A 16799-nucleotide genomic window follows, 5' to 3' on the forward strand; every position below is an offset into this window, starting at 1 on the left:
GGCCAAAACTATGGCCCAACCCGGGAACCTCTTGGCAGGCGGGCTCAGAGTTGGCATCAGCTTCCTGCATGCCTGCGAAACCGCATGGCAGAGATCGAGGACAGATGCTGGTCACCGAAGGCCCCTTGCCGGATGAAATCACCGATCTCTCGTCCGGCTACCGGCGCGTGCCGGCCGGCAAGATCGTCAATGCCGTGACATGGATGGAAGCCTACGCGCCAATGCCGGGTCTCGCCCAACCGCTGGCAATGACCCGGATCACCAAGCCCGACAGTGCTGCCTACCGCACGATCTTCCTCGAGATCGGCGCTCCCTGGCTCTGGGATCGCGCCGCCGAAATGTCGGATGCCGAAGTCGCCGCGCATTTTGCCGACCCGCGCCAGCATCTCTATTACGGCCATGATGAAAGTGGCGGCCATGTCGGCATGGCCGAATTCCGCGTGACGGACGGCAACGAGATCGAGATCACCTATTTCGGCCTGTTTCCTTCCTTGACCGGCCGAGGTCTCGGCAAGCGGCTGATGGCAGGAGCGCTCGACCAGGCATGGCGCCTCGGCCCCCGCCGCATCTGGCTGCACACCAGCAGCATAGACCATCACAGCGTCATCGGCTTCTACAGGGCTTGCGGGTTCGAACCCTTTGCGGCGGGGTTCGAAATCACCGATGATCCCCGGATCAAGGGAACCCTGCCGCGCGATGCGGCCCCGCAAATCCCGTTGATCGAAACGGAATGGGTGCCCGGCGCCAGATGAGATCGTCTTCGCAACCTGCCAGCCTTTCGTCATCTCACCATCGCCGGTGGGTACGGCGCGAAAGCATCCTGTCGAGGCTGGAGCGGCACATCGACACGCGCATCGTTCTGTTCGCCGCGCCCGCCGGTTTCGGCAAGTCGACGACGATGGCGCAGTGGGCGGCGGAAGTCGCGCGTCTGGAAAGACTAACCGCATGGTTCTCCTGCGAGGCGACGGACAATGACGAAGGCGCCTTCCTGGCGCATCTGGTGGGCGCGTTGCGCCATCTCGTCCAGAATCCGGCCGAACTCGACCTCGCCTTCCAGTCGAGCCCGATCCCGCAGCTCGACGTCGTGCTATCGGCTCTTGTAGCGGGTCTTGCGGCGCGCGACGCCGACATCACCCTGTTCTTCGACGACTACCACGCCATCGAGGCGCCGGTGGTGAAGCGGTTCATGGAGCGCCTGACGAGGCAGGCACCGGCCAACGTCGCCTTCGTCATCGGTTCGCGCAACCTGCCAGACCTGCAACTTGGCAAGCTCAGGGTGCTTGGCGACGTTTTCGAAATCGGCCCGGACGATCTGCGCTTCGCCTCGTCCGAGGCCGAGGCCTTCTTCAACGACAAGCTGGGCCTGAGTGTCAGCAGCGGCACGGTGGAAACCTTGTGTTCACGGACCGAAGGGTGGGCCGCCGGCCTGCAGCTCGCCTCGCTGTCGCTGAGCGCCGCGCATGCGCCAGAAACCGTCATCGGCAATTTCACCGGCGCCAACCGCAACGTCGCCGACTTCCTGATGGGGGAAGTGTTCCTGGAGCTGCCGCCGGCCCTGGCGAAGTTCCTGCTCCACAGTTCGATATTCGAACGCTTCAGCGCCGAGGCTTGCCGGGCGGTCTTGCGCGCGGTGGACGCCGAGGCCGACATCACCGAGATCGAGACCCGCAACCTGTTCCTGGTGCCGCTCGATGAGGAGCGGCGCTGGTTCCGCTATCATCATCTGTTCCACGACTTCCTCAGCCGCGAGATGGAACGGCGCGAACCGGAGATGATCGCTCCGCTGCACCTGGCCGCCGCCGAATGGTTCGGCGAACGCAAGATGCTCACCGAAGCCATCGGACATGCGCTCGCTGCCGGCGACCAGGCGCGCGCGGCGGTGTTCGTCGAAAACAATGCGCTCGAACTCATCGCCCAGTGCCAGCTGCTTTATGTCAGGCAGTTGCTGGCACTGTTGCCGAGGAAACTGGTCGACCAGCGCATCCGGCTGCAACTCATCGTGCTGTGGCTGGCGGTGCACTCGAGCCAGCCCGAGATTGCGCAGCAGACGCTCGCCAATGCGCGCAAGCTCGTCGAAACCGGGCCGGCCGACGGCAAGGATCCCGGAACACTGACCGGCACCACCATCGAGGCCGAGATCGCTGTCCTCGATGCCGCCGTGCACAGCACGCTAGAGCAGTTCGAGGCCGCGCGCGATACCGCGCTGTCCGCCCTGCGCATCATCGCGCCGGACGCCTGGTTCATGGAGGGCGCGACGGCCAACGTCATCGGCTACAACCTCTATGCGCTGGGCGATCTCGAAGGGGCTCGGGCGGCGGCGGACGCCGCGCGCAAGGCGCATGAGCGAAGCGGCAGCCTGCTCGGCGTCACCATCGCCAATTGCTACATGGCCGTCATCGAGCGCTCGGCCGGCCGCCTGCCCGCCGCCGAAAGGCTGCTGCGCAACACGATCATCGAGGCCAGGACGCGGATCGGCGCAAACTCATATGCCGAGGCGCTCGCCGGAACGCTGCTTGCCGAACTCGCCTATGAGACCAACGCATCCGGCGAGGCGCTGACGCTGGTCGAGAATCTCGGGCCGCTGATCGAGGGCGCCGCCGTCATCGTCTATCCGCTGGCCAGCGTGCCGACCTATGCCCGCGTGCTGCAGCTGACCGGTCGTGGCGACGCTGCACTCGACATGCTGGAGCGCGTCTACCAGCGTGTGCGCGGTTCCGTTTATCGCCGGCTCGCTTCGGTGCTGGTGCATGACCGCATCCGGCTGCTCATCGACCAGAGCCGCGTCGCCGAAGCACGCGCTCTGCTGAGCGAGCATCGCCGCGAAAGCACTGAGACCGCCCCTACTGTCGCCAATGAATTCGAGTTCTTCGCCGAAGGCAGGCTGCTGACGGCGGAGAAATCCCACGCAGCGGCGGCGGCGATTTTTGACACGTTGCTGGAGCGAACGAAAAGCAGCGGACGCATGCGTCGCCATATACTGGCGCTGATCCTGCGTGCCAGGAGCGCCGGCCACGACCAGCGCGAAGCTGATCGCTATCTTCTCGAAGCGTTGCGCCTTGCCCAACCTTCCGGCTTCATCCGCTCCTTCGTCGACGAGGGCAGGCCTGTCGTGGAAGGGTTGATGCGGCTGCGCGCCGCGCAAGCAAAGACCGAGCCGTCGCTGTCGGCCTATGCAACGCGCATCATCCATGCCGCGCAGACCATGCCTGTGCCAACGCGCAAGCCGGCCGCACCCGCACCCGAAAAGGAACAGCTCACCCAGCGCGAGTCCGAACTGCTGCGCTGCCTGTCGGAAGGCATGTCCAACCGCGATATCGCTGTCGCGCTGTCGGTGAGCGAAACGACGGTGAAATGGCATTTGAAGAACATTTTCGGCAAGCTCTCCGTATCGAACCGCGTCCAGGCCGTGCGCGCCGCGCAGGCGGCCGCCGACCTTCGGCCCCCTTCGAAAGGAGGGGCATAGACATCTGGCGCACCCCCCTCTTTCGGGTCGGGCCATGGTATAGTTAGCCTGCTAGCGTCATCCCGGATTGCAGAGGACGCTGCGCATGGCGACAGGTTACGTTTTTCACGAACAGCTGATGTGGCATGACACCGGCCCCAGCGCCGACATGATGCCTCCCGGCCGTTTCGTGGAACCCGGACGGCATCTGGAATCGCCAGGGTCGAAGCGCCGGCTCAACAATCTGATCCAGGTCAGCGGCCTGGGGCGCCATCTGGTGCCGATCATTCCCGAGCCGGTGACGGTCGAGGACCTGCTGCGCGTGCACACGCAGCGCCACGTCGACGATATCAGGACACTGAGCGAGCGCGGCTCGGGCTTCGCTGGCCCGCAGGCGCCGATCGGCCTCAACAGTTTCGACATCGCCCTCTTGTCCGCCGGCACCACCTATGCGGCGATGCGCGCCGTGCTTACCGGACGTGTCGACAACGCCTATGCGCTGGCGCGCCCGCCGGGTCACCATGCCGAGCCCGACCAGGCGATGGGCAACTGCCTGTTCTCCAACATCGGCGTCTCCGTGCGCCGGCTGCAGCATGAAGGCCTGCTCGGCCGCGCCGCGATAGTCGACTGGGACGTGCATCACGGCAACGGCACCGAGACGGTGTTTTATTCCGATCCATCGGTGCTGACGATTTCGCTCCACCAGGACAATCTCTACCCGACCGGGCGCGGCGCGCTGGCCGACAATGGCAAAGGCGAAGGCGAAGGCTACAACATCAACATCCCGCTGCCGGCCGGCAGCGGCACCGGCGCCTATGAAGCGACGTTCGACCGCATCGTCGCCCCGGCGCTGCGCGCCTTCAGGCCGGACCTCGTCATCGTGGCTTCCGGTTTCGATGCGTCCGGCTTCGATCCGCTCGGCCGCATGATGCTCAACAGCGAATGCTTCCGGCGCCTTGCCGCGCGCATGGTGGCGCTGGCCGCCGAGACGTCACAGGGACGCCTGATCATGACCCATGAAGGCGGCTATTCCGAAGGCTATGTGCCGTTCTGCGGACATGCCGTCATCGAGACGCTGGCAAACCATCGCACCGAAGTGGTCGATCCCCTGTCGGACCATATCGACGAGTGGGCCGGACAGGACCTGCAGCCGCATCAGGCCGCGGTGATCGATGCCGCCGAGGGCCTGCTCGCCGGCCTGCGCCAACGCCTCGCAAGTGCTGCCTGATACGATGGATTTTCTGATCACCACGCTCCTCAACGCGCTGACCCTGATCAGTATCCTGATGCTGGTCGGGCTCGGGCTGGCGATCAGCTTCGGCCTGATGAACGTGACCAATCTGGCGCATGGCGAGTTCGTCACCGTCGGCGCCTTCGCGGTCTATTTCGTGCAGAGCATCGGCGGCTCCTTCTGGCTGGGGCTGGCAGCTGCCCCCATCGCCGGCGCGGTGGTCGGCTGCATCCTGGAATTCGCCATCATCCGCCACCTCTATTCGCGGCCGGTCTCGACCGTGCTTGCCACCTGGGGCGTCAGCCTGATCCTGCAGCAAGGGCTGGAACTGACCTTCGGTCTCGGCGCCAAGCCGGTGACGCCGCCGATCGAGGGCACGTTCGACCTTTTCTTCACCGTCTATCCCGCCTACCGGCTGATCCTGATCGCCATCGCCATGCTGACCCTGCTCGGCGTCGTGCTGCTGATCAGCCGGACATCCTTCGGCCTCGATATCCGCACCGTCATCCAGAACCGCGAGATGGCGGAGGGCGTGGGCATCAACACGCGGCGCACCTATGCCATCGCCTTCACCTTCGGCGCGGCCATCGCCGGGCTCGCCGGCGGGCTGGTCGCGCCGCTGGCGATCGTGCTGCCGCAGATGGGCGTCAACTATCTCGCCAATGCCTTCTTCGTTGTCATTGTCGGCGGTGTCGGTTCGATCGGCGGCCTTGTCGCCGGCAGCGTCTTCGTCGGCGGCCTGACCAGCATCCTCAACTACCAGATCTCGCCATCCCTGGCGCAAGCGATCGTGCTGCTCGCGGCCATTGTCGCTGTGCGGCTGCGGCCCAACGGCCTGTTCAACGGGGCATCACGATGATCGCCCGGGACCGCAACTGGCTGCTGATCTTCGCCGTCTGCGCAGCACTCGCCGTCATCTATCCCTTCTTCGCCGACGGCTACCAGTTGACAGTGATCCGCGATGCACTGATCTTCGGCCTGTTTGCCGCCAGCCTCGACTTCTTCTGGGGCCGCACGGGCATATTGTGTTTCGGCCACGCCGCCTTCTTCGGCATCGGCGGCTACATCATGGCACTCATCACGCTCAATGATGCCATCCCCTTCGGCAGCCTGCTTGGCATCATGGGCGCGGTGGCTGGCGCCGCATTCGTCGCCGCCATCATCGGCTACTTCCTGTTCTTCGGCGGCATTCGGGGCAGCTATTTCACCATCGTCACGCTCGCCATGGGCGTCATCTGTCAGCAGGCCGCGATCTCCTGGAGCTCGGTCACCGGCGGCGACAGCGGCCTGATCGGCATCCCGCCGATCGAATTCGATCTTGGCGGGATGCATGTCGATCTCAGCCAGGACCTGCCCAGCTATATCTTTGTTGCATGCATCGTCGCGGTGGTCGTGCTGGCGCTGTGGTCGATCAGCCGTGGCCGCTGGGGCACGGTGCTGACCGCCATCCAGGACAACGAGGTCCGGGCTGCCGCGCTCGGACACAACGCACCCTTGCGGCTGCTCGTCACCTTCGTCCTGTCGGCCGCGATCGCCGGGCTCGCCGGCGCGCTTTATGTCTGCATGGCCGGGCTGGTGGCCCCCGACCTGTCCGGCCTGCTTCTGTCGACCGAAGTCATCGTCTGGGTGGCGGTCGGCGGGCGCGGCACGCTGCTCGGCCCGGTGCTGGGCGCCATCGCCATCCAGCGCGCGCAGCAGACAATCAGCAGCTTCAATCCGAGCCTGTGGCCGCTGCTGCTCGGCTGCGTCTTCGTCATCATCGTCTTCGTGCTGCCTGACGGCATCCTGTCGATCTACGCGCGGCTGAAAAGCCTGTTCAAAGGCAGGAGGCAGGCGCAATGAGCGACGTGCTGCTTCAAGCCGAGAATGTCGGCATCCGCTTCGGCGGGCTGCAGGCGCTGGAAGGGTTGAACCTGACGGTGCGCGACAAGGAACTCTGCTGCATCATCGGGCCTAACGGCGCCGGCAAGAGCACCTTCCTCAACGTGCTCACCGGCACGCTTCGCCCGTCCAGCGGCAGCGTGCGCTTCCTCGGCCACGACATTGCCGGCCTGCCGCTGCACCGCATCGCCAGGCTCGGCATCGCCCGCAAGTTCCAGATCCCGTCGGTCTTTCCGAACCTCTCGGTCGAAGACAATCTGAAGGTGGCACGGTGGGGTGCGCCCTCGCCGGTTCGCCCGGTCGGCGAATTGCTGGAGCTGGTGGCGCTCACCAATCGAGCCGCCACGCTGGCCGGCGAACTGGCGCATGGCCAGAAGCAATGGCTGGAGATCGGTATGGCGCTGGCGATCGAACCACGGCTGCTGCTGCTCGACGAGCCGACGGCCGGAATGACACCGCAGGAAACGATGGCGACCGCGCAGATGCTGCTGCGGCTCAAGGGCGAGTTCTCGATTGTCGCCGTCGAGCACGATATCCGCTTCGTGCGGGCGCTGAACTGCGAGACGCTGGTGCTGCACCAGGGGCGCCGGCTGCGCAGCGGTCCCTTCCACGACATCGAGGCCGACGAAATGGTCCGCGACGTCTATCTGGGGAGGCGCTGACCATGTTGCGGACATTTGCCGTGTCGGCAGGCTACGGCCCGCTCCCGGTGCTGAACGGCATCGACCTCGGCGTAGCGCCGGGCGAAGTCGTCGGCTTGCTCGGCCGCAATGGTGCCGGCAAGACGACGCTGCTGCGCGTGATCGCCGGCGCCTTGAGGGCCAGCGGCGGCGCCGTGGTTCTCGGCGGCCAAGATCTCACCAATGCAGCGGCCTTCCGCCGTGCGCGGGCGGGCATCGCGCATGTGCCGCAAGGCCGTGGCATCTTCAACCAACTCACCGTGCGGCAGAACCTGGAAGTCGGCACGCGTGCCGCCCGTGATCGCGGCGACGGCGGCATTCCGGCCGACATCTTCGGCTATTTTCCGATCCTGCGCGAACGCGAGGCCCAGATCGCCGGCACCCTCTCGGGCGGCCAGCAGCAGATGCTGGCGATCGGCCGCGCGCTGTGCGGCCTGCCGTCGGTGCTGCTGCTCGACGAGCCCTCGGAAGGCATCCAGCCGAACATCGTGCAGTCGATCGCCGAACTGGTGCCGCGGATCGCCCGCGAGCGCGGCATCGCGATCGTTCTGGTCGAGCAGAATCTCGATCTCGTTCTCAAGGCGGCCGACCGCTGCCTGGTGATGGAGAAAGGCAGGATCGTGCATGAAGGCACGCCGGAGGCGTTCGCCGACGAGAGCCTGCTGAAGGATTTGTTGGCCCTATAAGGCGCGGCTGAAGCGTGCCTGGGACCTGTTGGCTTTGTAAGGCGTGCATGGGGCGCGCCTGGACTGGAAGGGAACACAAAAATGATAAGCAGAAGAACTATCCTGAAATCCGGCGGCGCTGCCGCCGCCTTCGCCATGGTCGGCGCGCCGTCGATCCTGCGCGCCGCCGACACCGTCAAGGTCGGCCTGTCGATTCCAATTACCGGGCTGCAGGCGATCCTCGGCGAGACGCTGCTCAATTGCTACAAGCTCGCCGCGGCCGAACTCAACGCCGCCAACGGCATCGGCGGCCGCCAGGTCGAGCTGTTCATCGAGGACAACCAGACCACGACCAAGGGCTCGATCGACAAGGCACGCAAGCTCCTCAATGAGGACAAGGTCGACGTGATCATGGGCACGATCATCTCACCCGAGCGCAGTGCGACGCTGTCGGTGACCTCGAAGGCCAAGAAGCTGTTCTTCTACCCAACCAATTTCGAGGGCGGCGAATGCAACCGCTACTTCGTCGCCACCGGCCCGATCCCGATGCAGCAGGTCGACCCGATGATGCCGTGGGTGGCCGAGAACCTCGGCAAGACCATCTACATCATGGCCTCGGACTATGCCTGGCCGCAGAAGATGACCGAGGCGATCACGGCTGCCTACGAGAAGGCCGGCGGCAAGATCATCGGCGCCGACTACTATCCGTTCGGCACCACGGATTTCGGCCCGGCCTTCCAGAAGATCAAGTCGCTGAAGCCCGATGTCGTCTGGTCGATGGTGGTCGGCAACGACGCTGTCACCCAGCTCAAGCAGTATCGCAGCTTCGACATCAAGCAGCCGCTGATCGCGCCGCTCGACGAGGTCTTCAACAAGGACGCGCTGCCGCCCGGCGTCGCCGCCGGCACCTACGCGCCCCAGCCCTACTGGATGGCGCTCGACAATCCGGTGAACAAGAAGTTCATCTCGAGCTTCCGCGAAAAATTCGGCCAGGAAAAGATGGTCAACGGCATCGGCGAGGCCGGCTATAACGGCCTGCATCTCTATGCGCTGGCCGCCGAGAAGGCCGGATCGCTGAAGGACGACGATGTGCTCAAGGCGCTGCCGACCATCGAATTCGACGCACCGCAAGGCAAGATCCGCGTCGATGCCTCCAACAACCACACGCTCTGCCATTCCTATGTCGGCAAGGCGGCGGCCGACGGCATCAGCTACGAGATCGCCAAGGATTTCGGCACCATCGCGCCGGTCACGCCCTACTGCAAGGTGTAGGCCCTCGCACCCAACCAATCCTGACGGCGGCGTTGCCGCCGCCGTCAGGGCTTCTGTGGCGCCGGCAGCCGCTCGCGCAGTTCGTCGACAAGCACACGGGTGTTTTCGGAATAGTCGATGGGCACGACGACCAGATGCACGCCGCCGCCGGCAAAGGCCTGCTCCAGCGCCGGCCGCAATTGGGCGATCTCGCCGACCCTGGTTCCCCTGGCGCCATAGGCCTCGGCATATTTGACGAAATCGGGGTTGCCGAAGGTCATGCCGAAATCCGGGAAATCGTCTACCGCCTGCTTCCAGCGGATCATGCCATAGGCATGGTCTTCGAGCAGCAGAACGACAAGGTCTAGCTTGAGCCGAACGGCGGTCTCCAGTTCCTGGCTGTTCATCATGAAGCCGCCGTCGCCGCAAATGGCCATGACGCGGCGTTGGGGGTAGAGCAATGCCGCCATCATCGCCGACGGCAAGCCGGCGCCCATGGTGGCCAGCGCATTGTCGAGCAGCAGCGTGTTCGCCATGCGCGTGCGGTAATTGCGCGCGAACCAGATCTTGTACATGCCGTTGTCGAGGGCAAGGATCCCGTCCGCCGGCATCACGGCGCGCACGTCATGCACGATGCGCTGCGGCGTGAAGCGGTCTTCGGTGGCGCGCGCGGCGATGCGGCTCAAAATGCCTTCACGCAGCGGCAGCAAGGCCTGTGCATTGGGGATCTTGCCTTCGACGCGGTCGGCCAGCAGCGCCAGCGAGGGGCCAAGGTCGCCGACGATCTCGGCCTGCGGGAAATAGACCTGCTCGACATCGGCCGAGTGATAGCCGACATGGATCACCTTCGGCCCGTTGGTACCCATGATGAAGGGCGGTTTCTCGACCGTATCGTGGCCGATGGTGATGATCAGATCGGCCTGTTCTATGGCCTCGTGCACGTAGTCGCGCTCCGAGAGCGCCGCCGTCCCCATGTAGAGTTCGGTGCCGCCAGGCACGGTGCCCTTGCCCATCTGTGTGGTGAAATAGGGTATCTGTGTGCGCAGCACGAACTGAGCGATATCCGGGGTCACGCGCGGGCGCGACGCCGCCGCGCCGAACATCAACAGCGGACGCTTCGCCTCCATGATCATCCGGGCAGCCCGATCCAGCGCGTCCGCGCCGGCAATGGGCAGGTCGACCGGATGCGTCGGCACCAGCGCGACCGGATCGCACTGGGCCGCCGCTATGTCTTCCGGCAATTCCAGATGCATCGGACCCGGACGCTCCTCCTGCGCGACGCGGAAGGCCTCACGCACCAGCGAGGGGATCATCTTGGGCGAGACGATCTGGCGCGACAGCTTGGTCAGCGGCTTCATCGCCGCGACGATATCGACGATCTGGAAGCGCGCCTGCCGCGATGACAGGATGCCCTTCTGGCCGGTGATCATGATCATCGGCATCGCGCCGAGCAGCGCATAGGCAGCGCCGGTCGTCAGATTGAGCGCGCCGGGGCCAAGCGTGGTGATGCACACGCCCGGCTTGCCGGTGAGCCTGCCGTAGGTAGCGGCCATGAAGGCCGCCGCCTGCTCGTGGCGGGTCAGGATCAGCTGAATCGACGAGCGGCGAATAGATTCGACGATATCGAGGTTTTCCTCGCCCGGAATGCCGAAAATCCGCTCGACCCCTTCGTTTTCGAGGGCCGCCACGAACAGATCCGAACCCTTGGTCATGAACCGTCTCTCCTGCAATGCGCACATTCCGTCAGCCACCTTCATATGGCACCGGAACGCGACGCCTCAAAGACCTGAAGCGTGCACTCATTCTGCAGGAGAGACCCGAATCCGCGTCCTACCGGTCAAAGGCGCGTTGAGCAGGCCGCCTTGGGCGATGCAAAGAGCTGCGCCGGCGCAGACCACTGGCTGGCCGGTGCGCCGCGCGTGCCGGTGATCAGCGAGCGCAGTTCCGACAGATAGGTCTGCACGAAGAAGGAGGTCTGGCTTTCCAGCGGCGTATAGGGGCCCGGACGGTAGGCGCGCGAGAGGATGCCGTCGGCATTGTCCTCGGTGATCTTCTTGTCCTGCACGGTGGTCACGTCCCACATCCAGCTGATTGCGTCTGCATCGACGTCCTGATCGGCGTCCTTGTCGACGAGCCAGGTCAGGATGACGTCGGTCTCCATGGCATTGCGCGGTATCATCTGGAACAGCGTGACATAGTCGTTGGCAGCGCTGGCGAAGGACAGCCGCCCGAGGCGGAAGCCGCTTTCGCCGCCATCATAGGCATTGCGGCCGCCCATCAGGCACGAGACCCCCTCGCCGGTATTGGACAAGGTGTTGCGGCCCGAGCCGATCGGCTTGCGGTGCATGGCGAACGGCATGGTATCGAGGTCGCCCGGCTGCCATGCGCCCTTGTGGAATTCGGCATCGCCGATGACGCTGTGCCAGGCCTCGATTTCATTCTGCCATTCGACCGCCTTGTCGGCGTCGCGGGTCGCGGTGACTTTGACATGGCCGTTGACGCGGTAATATTCGGGATGCGCCGGCCGGCAATGGTAGCATTCGAGGAAGTTCTCAAGCACCAGCTTCCAGTTCGCCTTGGTCAGGTAGTTCTTGCGGGCGACAATGCGCGCCTGGTCGAGGCCATTTTCGCGCAACCCATCGGTCAGCCCCGCCGCGACAGGCTCGATGTCGGGCAAGGAATTGGCGTCCAGCCCACAGAACACCAGGCCGCCGAAACATTTCGAGGGCACGCGATGCAGTCCGAGCGCCTCCGGGTCCACGCTTGGCGGAAGATCCTGCCGCGACTGCAGTTCGCCGGTCAGCCTGAACGACCAGGCGTGATAGGGACAGACCAGAAGCTTGCCGCGGCCATCCTTGGTGCAGAGCCGCGAGCCGCGATGGGTACAGACGTTGTAATAGGCCGCGATGTCCTCCTCGCCGTCACCGAAGCGCACAACGATGATCTCCTCGTCGAACAGCTGACGCACGATGTAGCGCCCTTTCTCGGGCACTTCGCTGGCATGGGCGACAAGCACCCATTGGCGCGGGAACCACAGATCCCGCTCCAGCGCGAAGATGGCCGGATCCGTATAGAAAGCCTGTTCCAGCGACCAGTCCTGACGCTGCCGGTCAATCAGGCGGACAATCTCGTTTCGATCGATGGGCTGGCTGTTCGGTGTGTTGGCCTGCACGGCGAACACCTTTCTGCACGCTGGCGTTAGGATGATGTTTCGATAGAGTTTGCGATGCCGAAAAGCTTGCGGCAAATACAGAAATGGTAGACCTTCATATCGAAAAGGCATGAAGGCAGAACCGAGCCCCGATCGTGAAAACCCTCAAGACGTCACTTCCGCTTCTGAACGCCATGGTCGCCTTCGAGGCGGCCGCGCGGCATGGCGGCCTGACATCCGCCGCGCAGGAACTCAACATCGCGCAATCCGCGGTCAGCCGTCACGTCGCCAATCTCGAGAGGCAACTTTCGGTCGAACTGTTCACGCGTGAGGGCAACCGCGTCGCCATCACCGGAGCCGGCATGGCGCTGGCCGAAGCGATCCGCGAAGGGCTAACGACCATCAGGCAAGCGGTGGAGGAGTTGACCGAGCACGACAGCGACACACTCGTCGTCGGCTGCAGCCATGATCTGGCGCAAGCGTGGCTGATGCCCCGCTTCGGCCTGATCACTTCGCTTGTCGCCGATGGCCGCGTGCTGCTGCAGACATCCAACGACTACAGGGATTTCGACCAGCCTGAAGTGGCACTGTCGATCCGCTTCGGCGAACCCGAACAATGGCCTGATCTTGTTGCCGAAAAGCTGTTCGACGGAGAATGGTATCCCGTCTGCGCGCCCGCTTTCCTGGCCCGGCATCCGGCGCTTGCGACGGAAGAGCCGGAGGCTTTCCTTGACGTGCCTCTGCTGCATCAGGCCACGCCGCCCAGAGCGATCGACAGCTGGCAATCGTGGATCGGAACCGACCGCAAGCTCGAGGGTCCGAGGTTCACGAGCTATATGTCGATGATACACGAAACCATCGCCGGCCGCGGCGCGGCACTGGCCTGGGCCGGCTTCGCCGACGAGCAGCTTCGTCGCGGCCAGCTCATCCGTTTGACCAAGGCCTCGCGTCGCCACGCCGGCTCCTTCCACATCGTGATGCGGAAGAATGCCGGTCCGCTGGTCAGGTCGGTGGCGCAGGCACTGCTTGGCAGCGTCGGCACCACCTGAGGGATCAGGCTTCGCGGCCAAACCTTGAGGCGTCGTGGCGCGCCCCCCAGGCCGGCATGGCGGCCTCGACCTCGGCTTCGGACTTGAAGGCATCGGAGGCGTAACGGTCGACACGGAAGCGTCCGGGCGAGACGAACGGGGTCTGGCCGAGGGCGAGTTCACAGGCGAGCCGGCCAAGGCCCGGGCCATGGGTGACGCCGCTCTCATTGTCGCCGCCGGCGATCACGACGTTGTCGCTGCCCGGGATCTTGCCGACCACGAGGCTGTTGTCGGGTGTGTAGCACGGCACGCCTTGCGCCCAACTCGCGATCCTCGAGCCGCGCAGCGGCGGGAAGATCGTCTGCAATTCCGCAAGCTCTTGTTCGGACGTCGCCTGCATCAGTTCCAGATTATGCGGTTGACCGGGTTCGATGCCGCTGTCGGCCGTTTTGTAGAGAGGCTGATAGTGCCTGCCGGTGCCCCACATGACGGCGCCGAATGTTTCGCGCAGCCACAGCCGCAACTCGCGGCACTGGACTGTCGGGATCGTCGACGGCAATCCCCTGTTGTCGGTGACGATACGCGTCGCGACGACCCGCAGCAGCGGCAGCTGCCAGCCAAGGCCTGCGATCACCTGGTTGTTCCAGGCGCCGGCGGCAACGATCGCGCCATCGGCTTCAATTCTGCCCTGATCGGTTTCGATCGTCACCCGATCACCCGCGTCCTGGACGGCGGTAACGCGCGTCCCGCTGCGGAAGACGCCGCCAAGCTCGCCGATCTGGCCGGTGAGCACCTTCATCGCCAGGGTAGTATCCAGCTGGATGCCGTGCGGGTTGTAAGCCGCCGAGTGGACGCGCGCCGGATCGATCAGGCCCTGCATCTTCTGGCCGATCTGCGCGGCGTTCAGATCCTGCATCTCCGGCGGCGCGTAAGGAGAGTCCAGCACCGGACGCACGAAGCGCTCGCGTCCATCCTCGGTCAGCGCCATGATCAAGGTACCGTTCGGCCGGTAGCCGATCTCAACGCCGACCTCGTGCAGCCGGCGATAGAAATCGAGCCCATACTGCTGAAGCTGAAAACCTTCCTCGCCGAGCGGGATCATGCCCGCGGACCAATGCGAGACGAAACCCGCACCGGCGCCGGTGGTCGCCGCGCCCGGCTGACCCGCATCGATGATGGTCACCTGGCGCACGCCGGACCGCAGCAGATGCACGGCCGCGCTGCAGCCGATGATGCCACCGCCGATCACGGCGATATGTCGGTTGCTGCCTCCGGTGTGGTTGCCGTTTGTGCTCATCTCTTCTGTTCTCCCTTCACTCATGGCCCGGTCCCGCCGGCGGGGCCGATATGTCTTTCCAGCCACCACAGGATGCGCGCGGCACTGTCGATGTATTCGGGGTAGCCGCGCAGGCTGTGGCCAGCCTTCGGATAGATGACGAGAGCGCTCGGCGCTCCGGACCTCAGGGCCGCGAAATGGCATTCCTCGGCCTGTCCCGGCGGTGTGCTCTTGTCGATGGCGCCGGCCATGATCAGTGACGGCACGATCTTCTTCTGCCTGTGGAATGCGGGGCTGCGCGAAAAATACTCGCCGCCGGATTGCCAAGGCGACGTCGTCAGCATGATCTCGTCAAATTCAGGGATTTGCGACGTGCGATGCTGGCTATACCAGTCGCCAACCGGAGAGATCGGCACCGCCACAGCGAAGCGGTCGCTCTGCGAGGGCAGCCAGGCTGACATGAAGCCACCATAGCTGGTGCCGGTAACGGCGACACGCGTGCCATCGACCAGCCCGCGCGCGATCAGCGCGTCGACCCCGCTGATGATGTCCTGCGCGTCGGCGCCGCCCATGTCGCCCTTGACGGCACGGGCAAAGTCGTCGCCGCGCCCGGTGCTGCCACGCGGGTTCGGGAACAGGATCGTCCAGCCACGGCTGGCAAGGATGGCGCCGGCGCGCGAACGGCCAAGCCAGCGGTTGCGGTGCGCCGAAACCGGTCCGCCATGAACATCGACCAGGAGCGGCGTCGGGGCCGTCGCGCCAGACGGCCGCACCAGCCAGCCCTGGATGGTCAGCCCGTCCGGCGCCGGCCATTCGAAGGGTTCGACCATACCGCAGGCGGCCATCGCCTTGGCAGCACCGGGCGCGGCCAGCGAGGCCAGTTCAACAATGGAGCCATCCGTCTCTTCGGCCAGGAACGGCGCGCGCGACCAGGATTCGGCGATGAACAGCGAGCCCCTGTCTCCGATCGGGTGAGACGCGGGCACCCACTCGCCATGGGTGAGTTCGCGCGACGCCCAATGTTGCGTCGCGACCGCACGGTCGAGCGAGAAATCGCCGCTCACGGTTTCTGGGCCGCCGGCACCGGCAAAATGGATGACCGTTGCCGAACGCCATTCGACCGATGTCACATCGATGCCCGGCGTGTCGGCAATTACAACCGCGCCGGTTTTCAGATCGAGGATGGAAAGCAGGCCGGCAACCAGCCCGCGATCGCTGCAGAATGCCTGGACGAAGGCGACCTTGTCTCCGCCCGGACCGCCCCTGACGCAACCGATCTGGTCCTTTGGCGTATGGATCGTCCGCGCGGAGCCCGAGCCGGCGTCGACCAGCGCCAGATGCGCCCTATACCAGCTGCCCTCGCCATGATCGTCGCTGACCAGCGCGGCAATGCTGTCGTTGCCGGACCAGCTCGCCTCCCAGACGTTCAGCGGCGGGGCGGTGAGCGGGCGAGCGGCACCCTCGATGTCCCAGATCCATATGCGGCGCCAAAGGTCCTCGCCCTCGCCCAGCCGAACCTCGGGCAGCCAGGCGACGGCTTCCGCCTGTTGTTTCTGGGCATAGCCGCCGTGGATACCGGCAAGGTCGGCCGCGGTTCCGGCAACCACCAGAAGAAGTTTCCTGCCGTCCGGCGACCAGTCGACCTGTTCGATGCGCCCTTGCAGGACGGCGCTCGCGACAACGGCACTGTCGAACCATATCTCGATCAGGTCCGTCGCGGTGCCGTCACCCTGGCAGGCGAATGCGAGCCGTGACCCGTCAGGCGACAAACGGATCTGCCGCGCTTCCCTTTCGCTCAGCCGTTTGAGCGGACCGCCGCCGCGTGCGACCTGGTAGAGCCTGCTCGTGGGTCCATCCTCGATCGTTCCTTCGAAACTCTGGCCGATGAAATGGAGTTGTCCCGCGCCATGATGGCCGCACAGCGAGCGGCCGCCGAAGACGTGGCCGGGGGCGCCCAGAAGATCGCTGTAGAAGCCGTGGATGGCCTCGAATTCCGCCGAGGAGCGAAAATCCCGTTGCATCGGATACCCTCATAGTCAAGCGTTGCGGACCCCACGACGCAGAGCCGCGCCGCACTGTCCTGATGGCAACGACGGCGACCATACAGGCTCAATCGGAGCTGTCTAGACACATGTGTCTGTGGCCTGATAGTTGATAGGCACTGCATCTGGATCATGCGACCGGAACGCTGATT

General features: G+C 64.9%; 13 protein-coding genes. 9 read left to right on the forward strand and 4 right to left on the reverse strand.

The window, feature by feature from the left end; genetic code table 11:
- Positions 1-104: 104 nt before the first annotated feature.
- From MesoLj_RS29725 to MesoLj_RS29760, 8 genes are all read left to right on the forward strand, one after another.
- Positions 105-752 carry a GNAT family N-acetyltransferase gene (locus MesoLj_RS29725; RefSeq protein ID WP_244735197.1) on the forward strand — a complete coding sequence of 216 codons (648 nt, stop codon included), beginning with the start codon at positions 105-107 and terminating at the stop codon, positions 750-752.
- Complete coding sequence (locus MesoLj_RS29730; RefSeq protein ID WP_202323529.1) at positions 749-3463, forward strand: LuxR C-terminal-related transcriptional regulator; 2715 nt, start codon at positions 749-751, stop codon at positions 3461-3463. Before MesoLj_RS29725 ends, MesoLj_RS29730 begins: the two co-directional genes overlap by 4 nt.
- A gap of 85 nt (positions 3464-3548) precedes the next feature.
- Positions 3549-4670, forward strand: coding sequence for a class II histone deacetylase (locus tag MesoLj_RS29735; RefSeq protein ID WP_202323530.1), 1122 nt, complete (start codon positions 3549-3551; stop codon positions 4668-4670).
- A 4-nt stretch (positions 4671-4674) separates the two neighbouring features.
- Positions 4675-5532, forward strand: a complete 858-nt coding sequence (gene urtB, locus MesoLj_RS29740) for an urea ABC transporter permease subunit UrtB (RefSeq protein WP_140769356.1) — start codon at positions 4675-4677, stop codon at positions 5530-5532.
- Entirely contained in the window at positions 5529-6515 is a 987-nt protein-coding gene (locus MesoLj_RS29745; protein WP_202323531.1) for a branched-chain amino acid ABC transporter permease, read from the forward strand. Before urtB ends, MesoLj_RS29745 begins: the two co-directional genes overlap by 4 nt.
- Positions 6512-7216, forward strand: coding sequence for an ATP-binding cassette domain-containing protein (locus MesoLj_RS29750; RefSeq protein WP_202323532.1), 705 nt, complete (start codon positions 6512-6514; stop codon positions 7214-7216). Before MesoLj_RS29745 ends, MesoLj_RS29750 begins: the two co-directional genes overlap by 4 nt.
- A 2-nt stretch (positions 7217-7218) precedes the next feature.
- Positions 7219-7920 carry an ABC transporter ATP-binding protein gene (locus MesoLj_RS29755; RefSeq protein ID WP_202323533.1) on the forward strand — a complete coding sequence of 234 codons (702 nt, stop codon included), beginning with the start codon at positions 7219-7221 and terminating at the stop codon, positions 7918-7920.
- An 81-nt stretch (positions 7921-8001) separates the two neighbouring features.
- Positions 8002-9171 (forward strand): substrate-binding protein, encoded by a 1170-nt coding sequence (locus MesoLj_RS29760; RefSeq protein ID WP_202323534.1) that lies wholly within the window; start codon positions 8002-8004, stop codon positions 9169-9171.
- A gap of 44 nt (positions 9172-9215) precedes the next feature.
- On the opposite strand, the gene MesoLj_RS29765 is transcribed toward MesoLj_RS29760, so the two are convergent.
- Both MesoLj_RS29765 and MesoLj_RS29770 read right to left on the reverse strand, forming a co-directional pair.
- Positions 9216-10862: an acetolactate synthase large subunit gene (locus tag MesoLj_RS29765; protein WP_202323535.1), complete on the reverse strand. Its 1647-nt coding sequence runs from the start codon at positions 10860-10862 to the stop codon at positions 9216-9218.
- 125 nt (positions 10863-10987) lie between these two features.
- Positions 10988-12322 carry an aromatic ring-hydroxylating oxygenase subunit alpha gene (locus tag MesoLj_RS29770; protein ID WP_181179621.1) on the reverse strand — a complete coding sequence of 445 codons (1335 nt, stop codon included), beginning with the start codon at positions 12320-12322 and terminating at the stop codon, positions 10988-10990.
- A 134-nt stretch (positions 12323-12456) separates the two neighbouring features.
- On the opposite strand from MesoLj_RS29770, the gene MesoLj_RS29775 reads away from it, so the two are divergent.
- Positions 12457-13350, forward strand: coding sequence for a LysR family transcriptional regulator (locus MesoLj_RS29775; RefSeq protein WP_202323536.1), 894 nt, complete (start codon positions 12457-12459; stop codon positions 13348-13350).
- 4 nt (positions 13351-13354) lie between these two features.
- Here the strand turns inward: MesoLj_RS29775 and MesoLj_RS29780 are convergent, their stop codons facing one another.
- Positions 13355-14626 carry an NAD(P)/FAD-dependent oxidoreductase gene (locus MesoLj_RS29780; protein WP_202323537.1) on the reverse strand — a complete coding sequence of 424 codons (1272 nt, stop codon included), beginning with the start codon at positions 14624-14626 and terminating at the stop codon, positions 13355-13357.
- A gap of 20 nt (positions 14627-14646) precedes the next feature.
- Positions 14647-16626, reverse strand: a complete 1980-nt coding sequence (locus tag MesoLj_RS29785; protein WP_202323538.1) for a S9 family peptidase — start codon at positions 16624-16626, stop codon at positions 14647-14649.
- Positions 16627-16799: the final 173 nt, after the last annotated feature.

It is taken from the genome of Mesorhizobium sp. 113-3-9, assembly GCF_016756515.1.
Classification (GTDB): Bacteria; Pseudomonadota; Alphaproteobacteria; order Rhizobiales; family Rhizobiaceae; genus Mesorhizobium.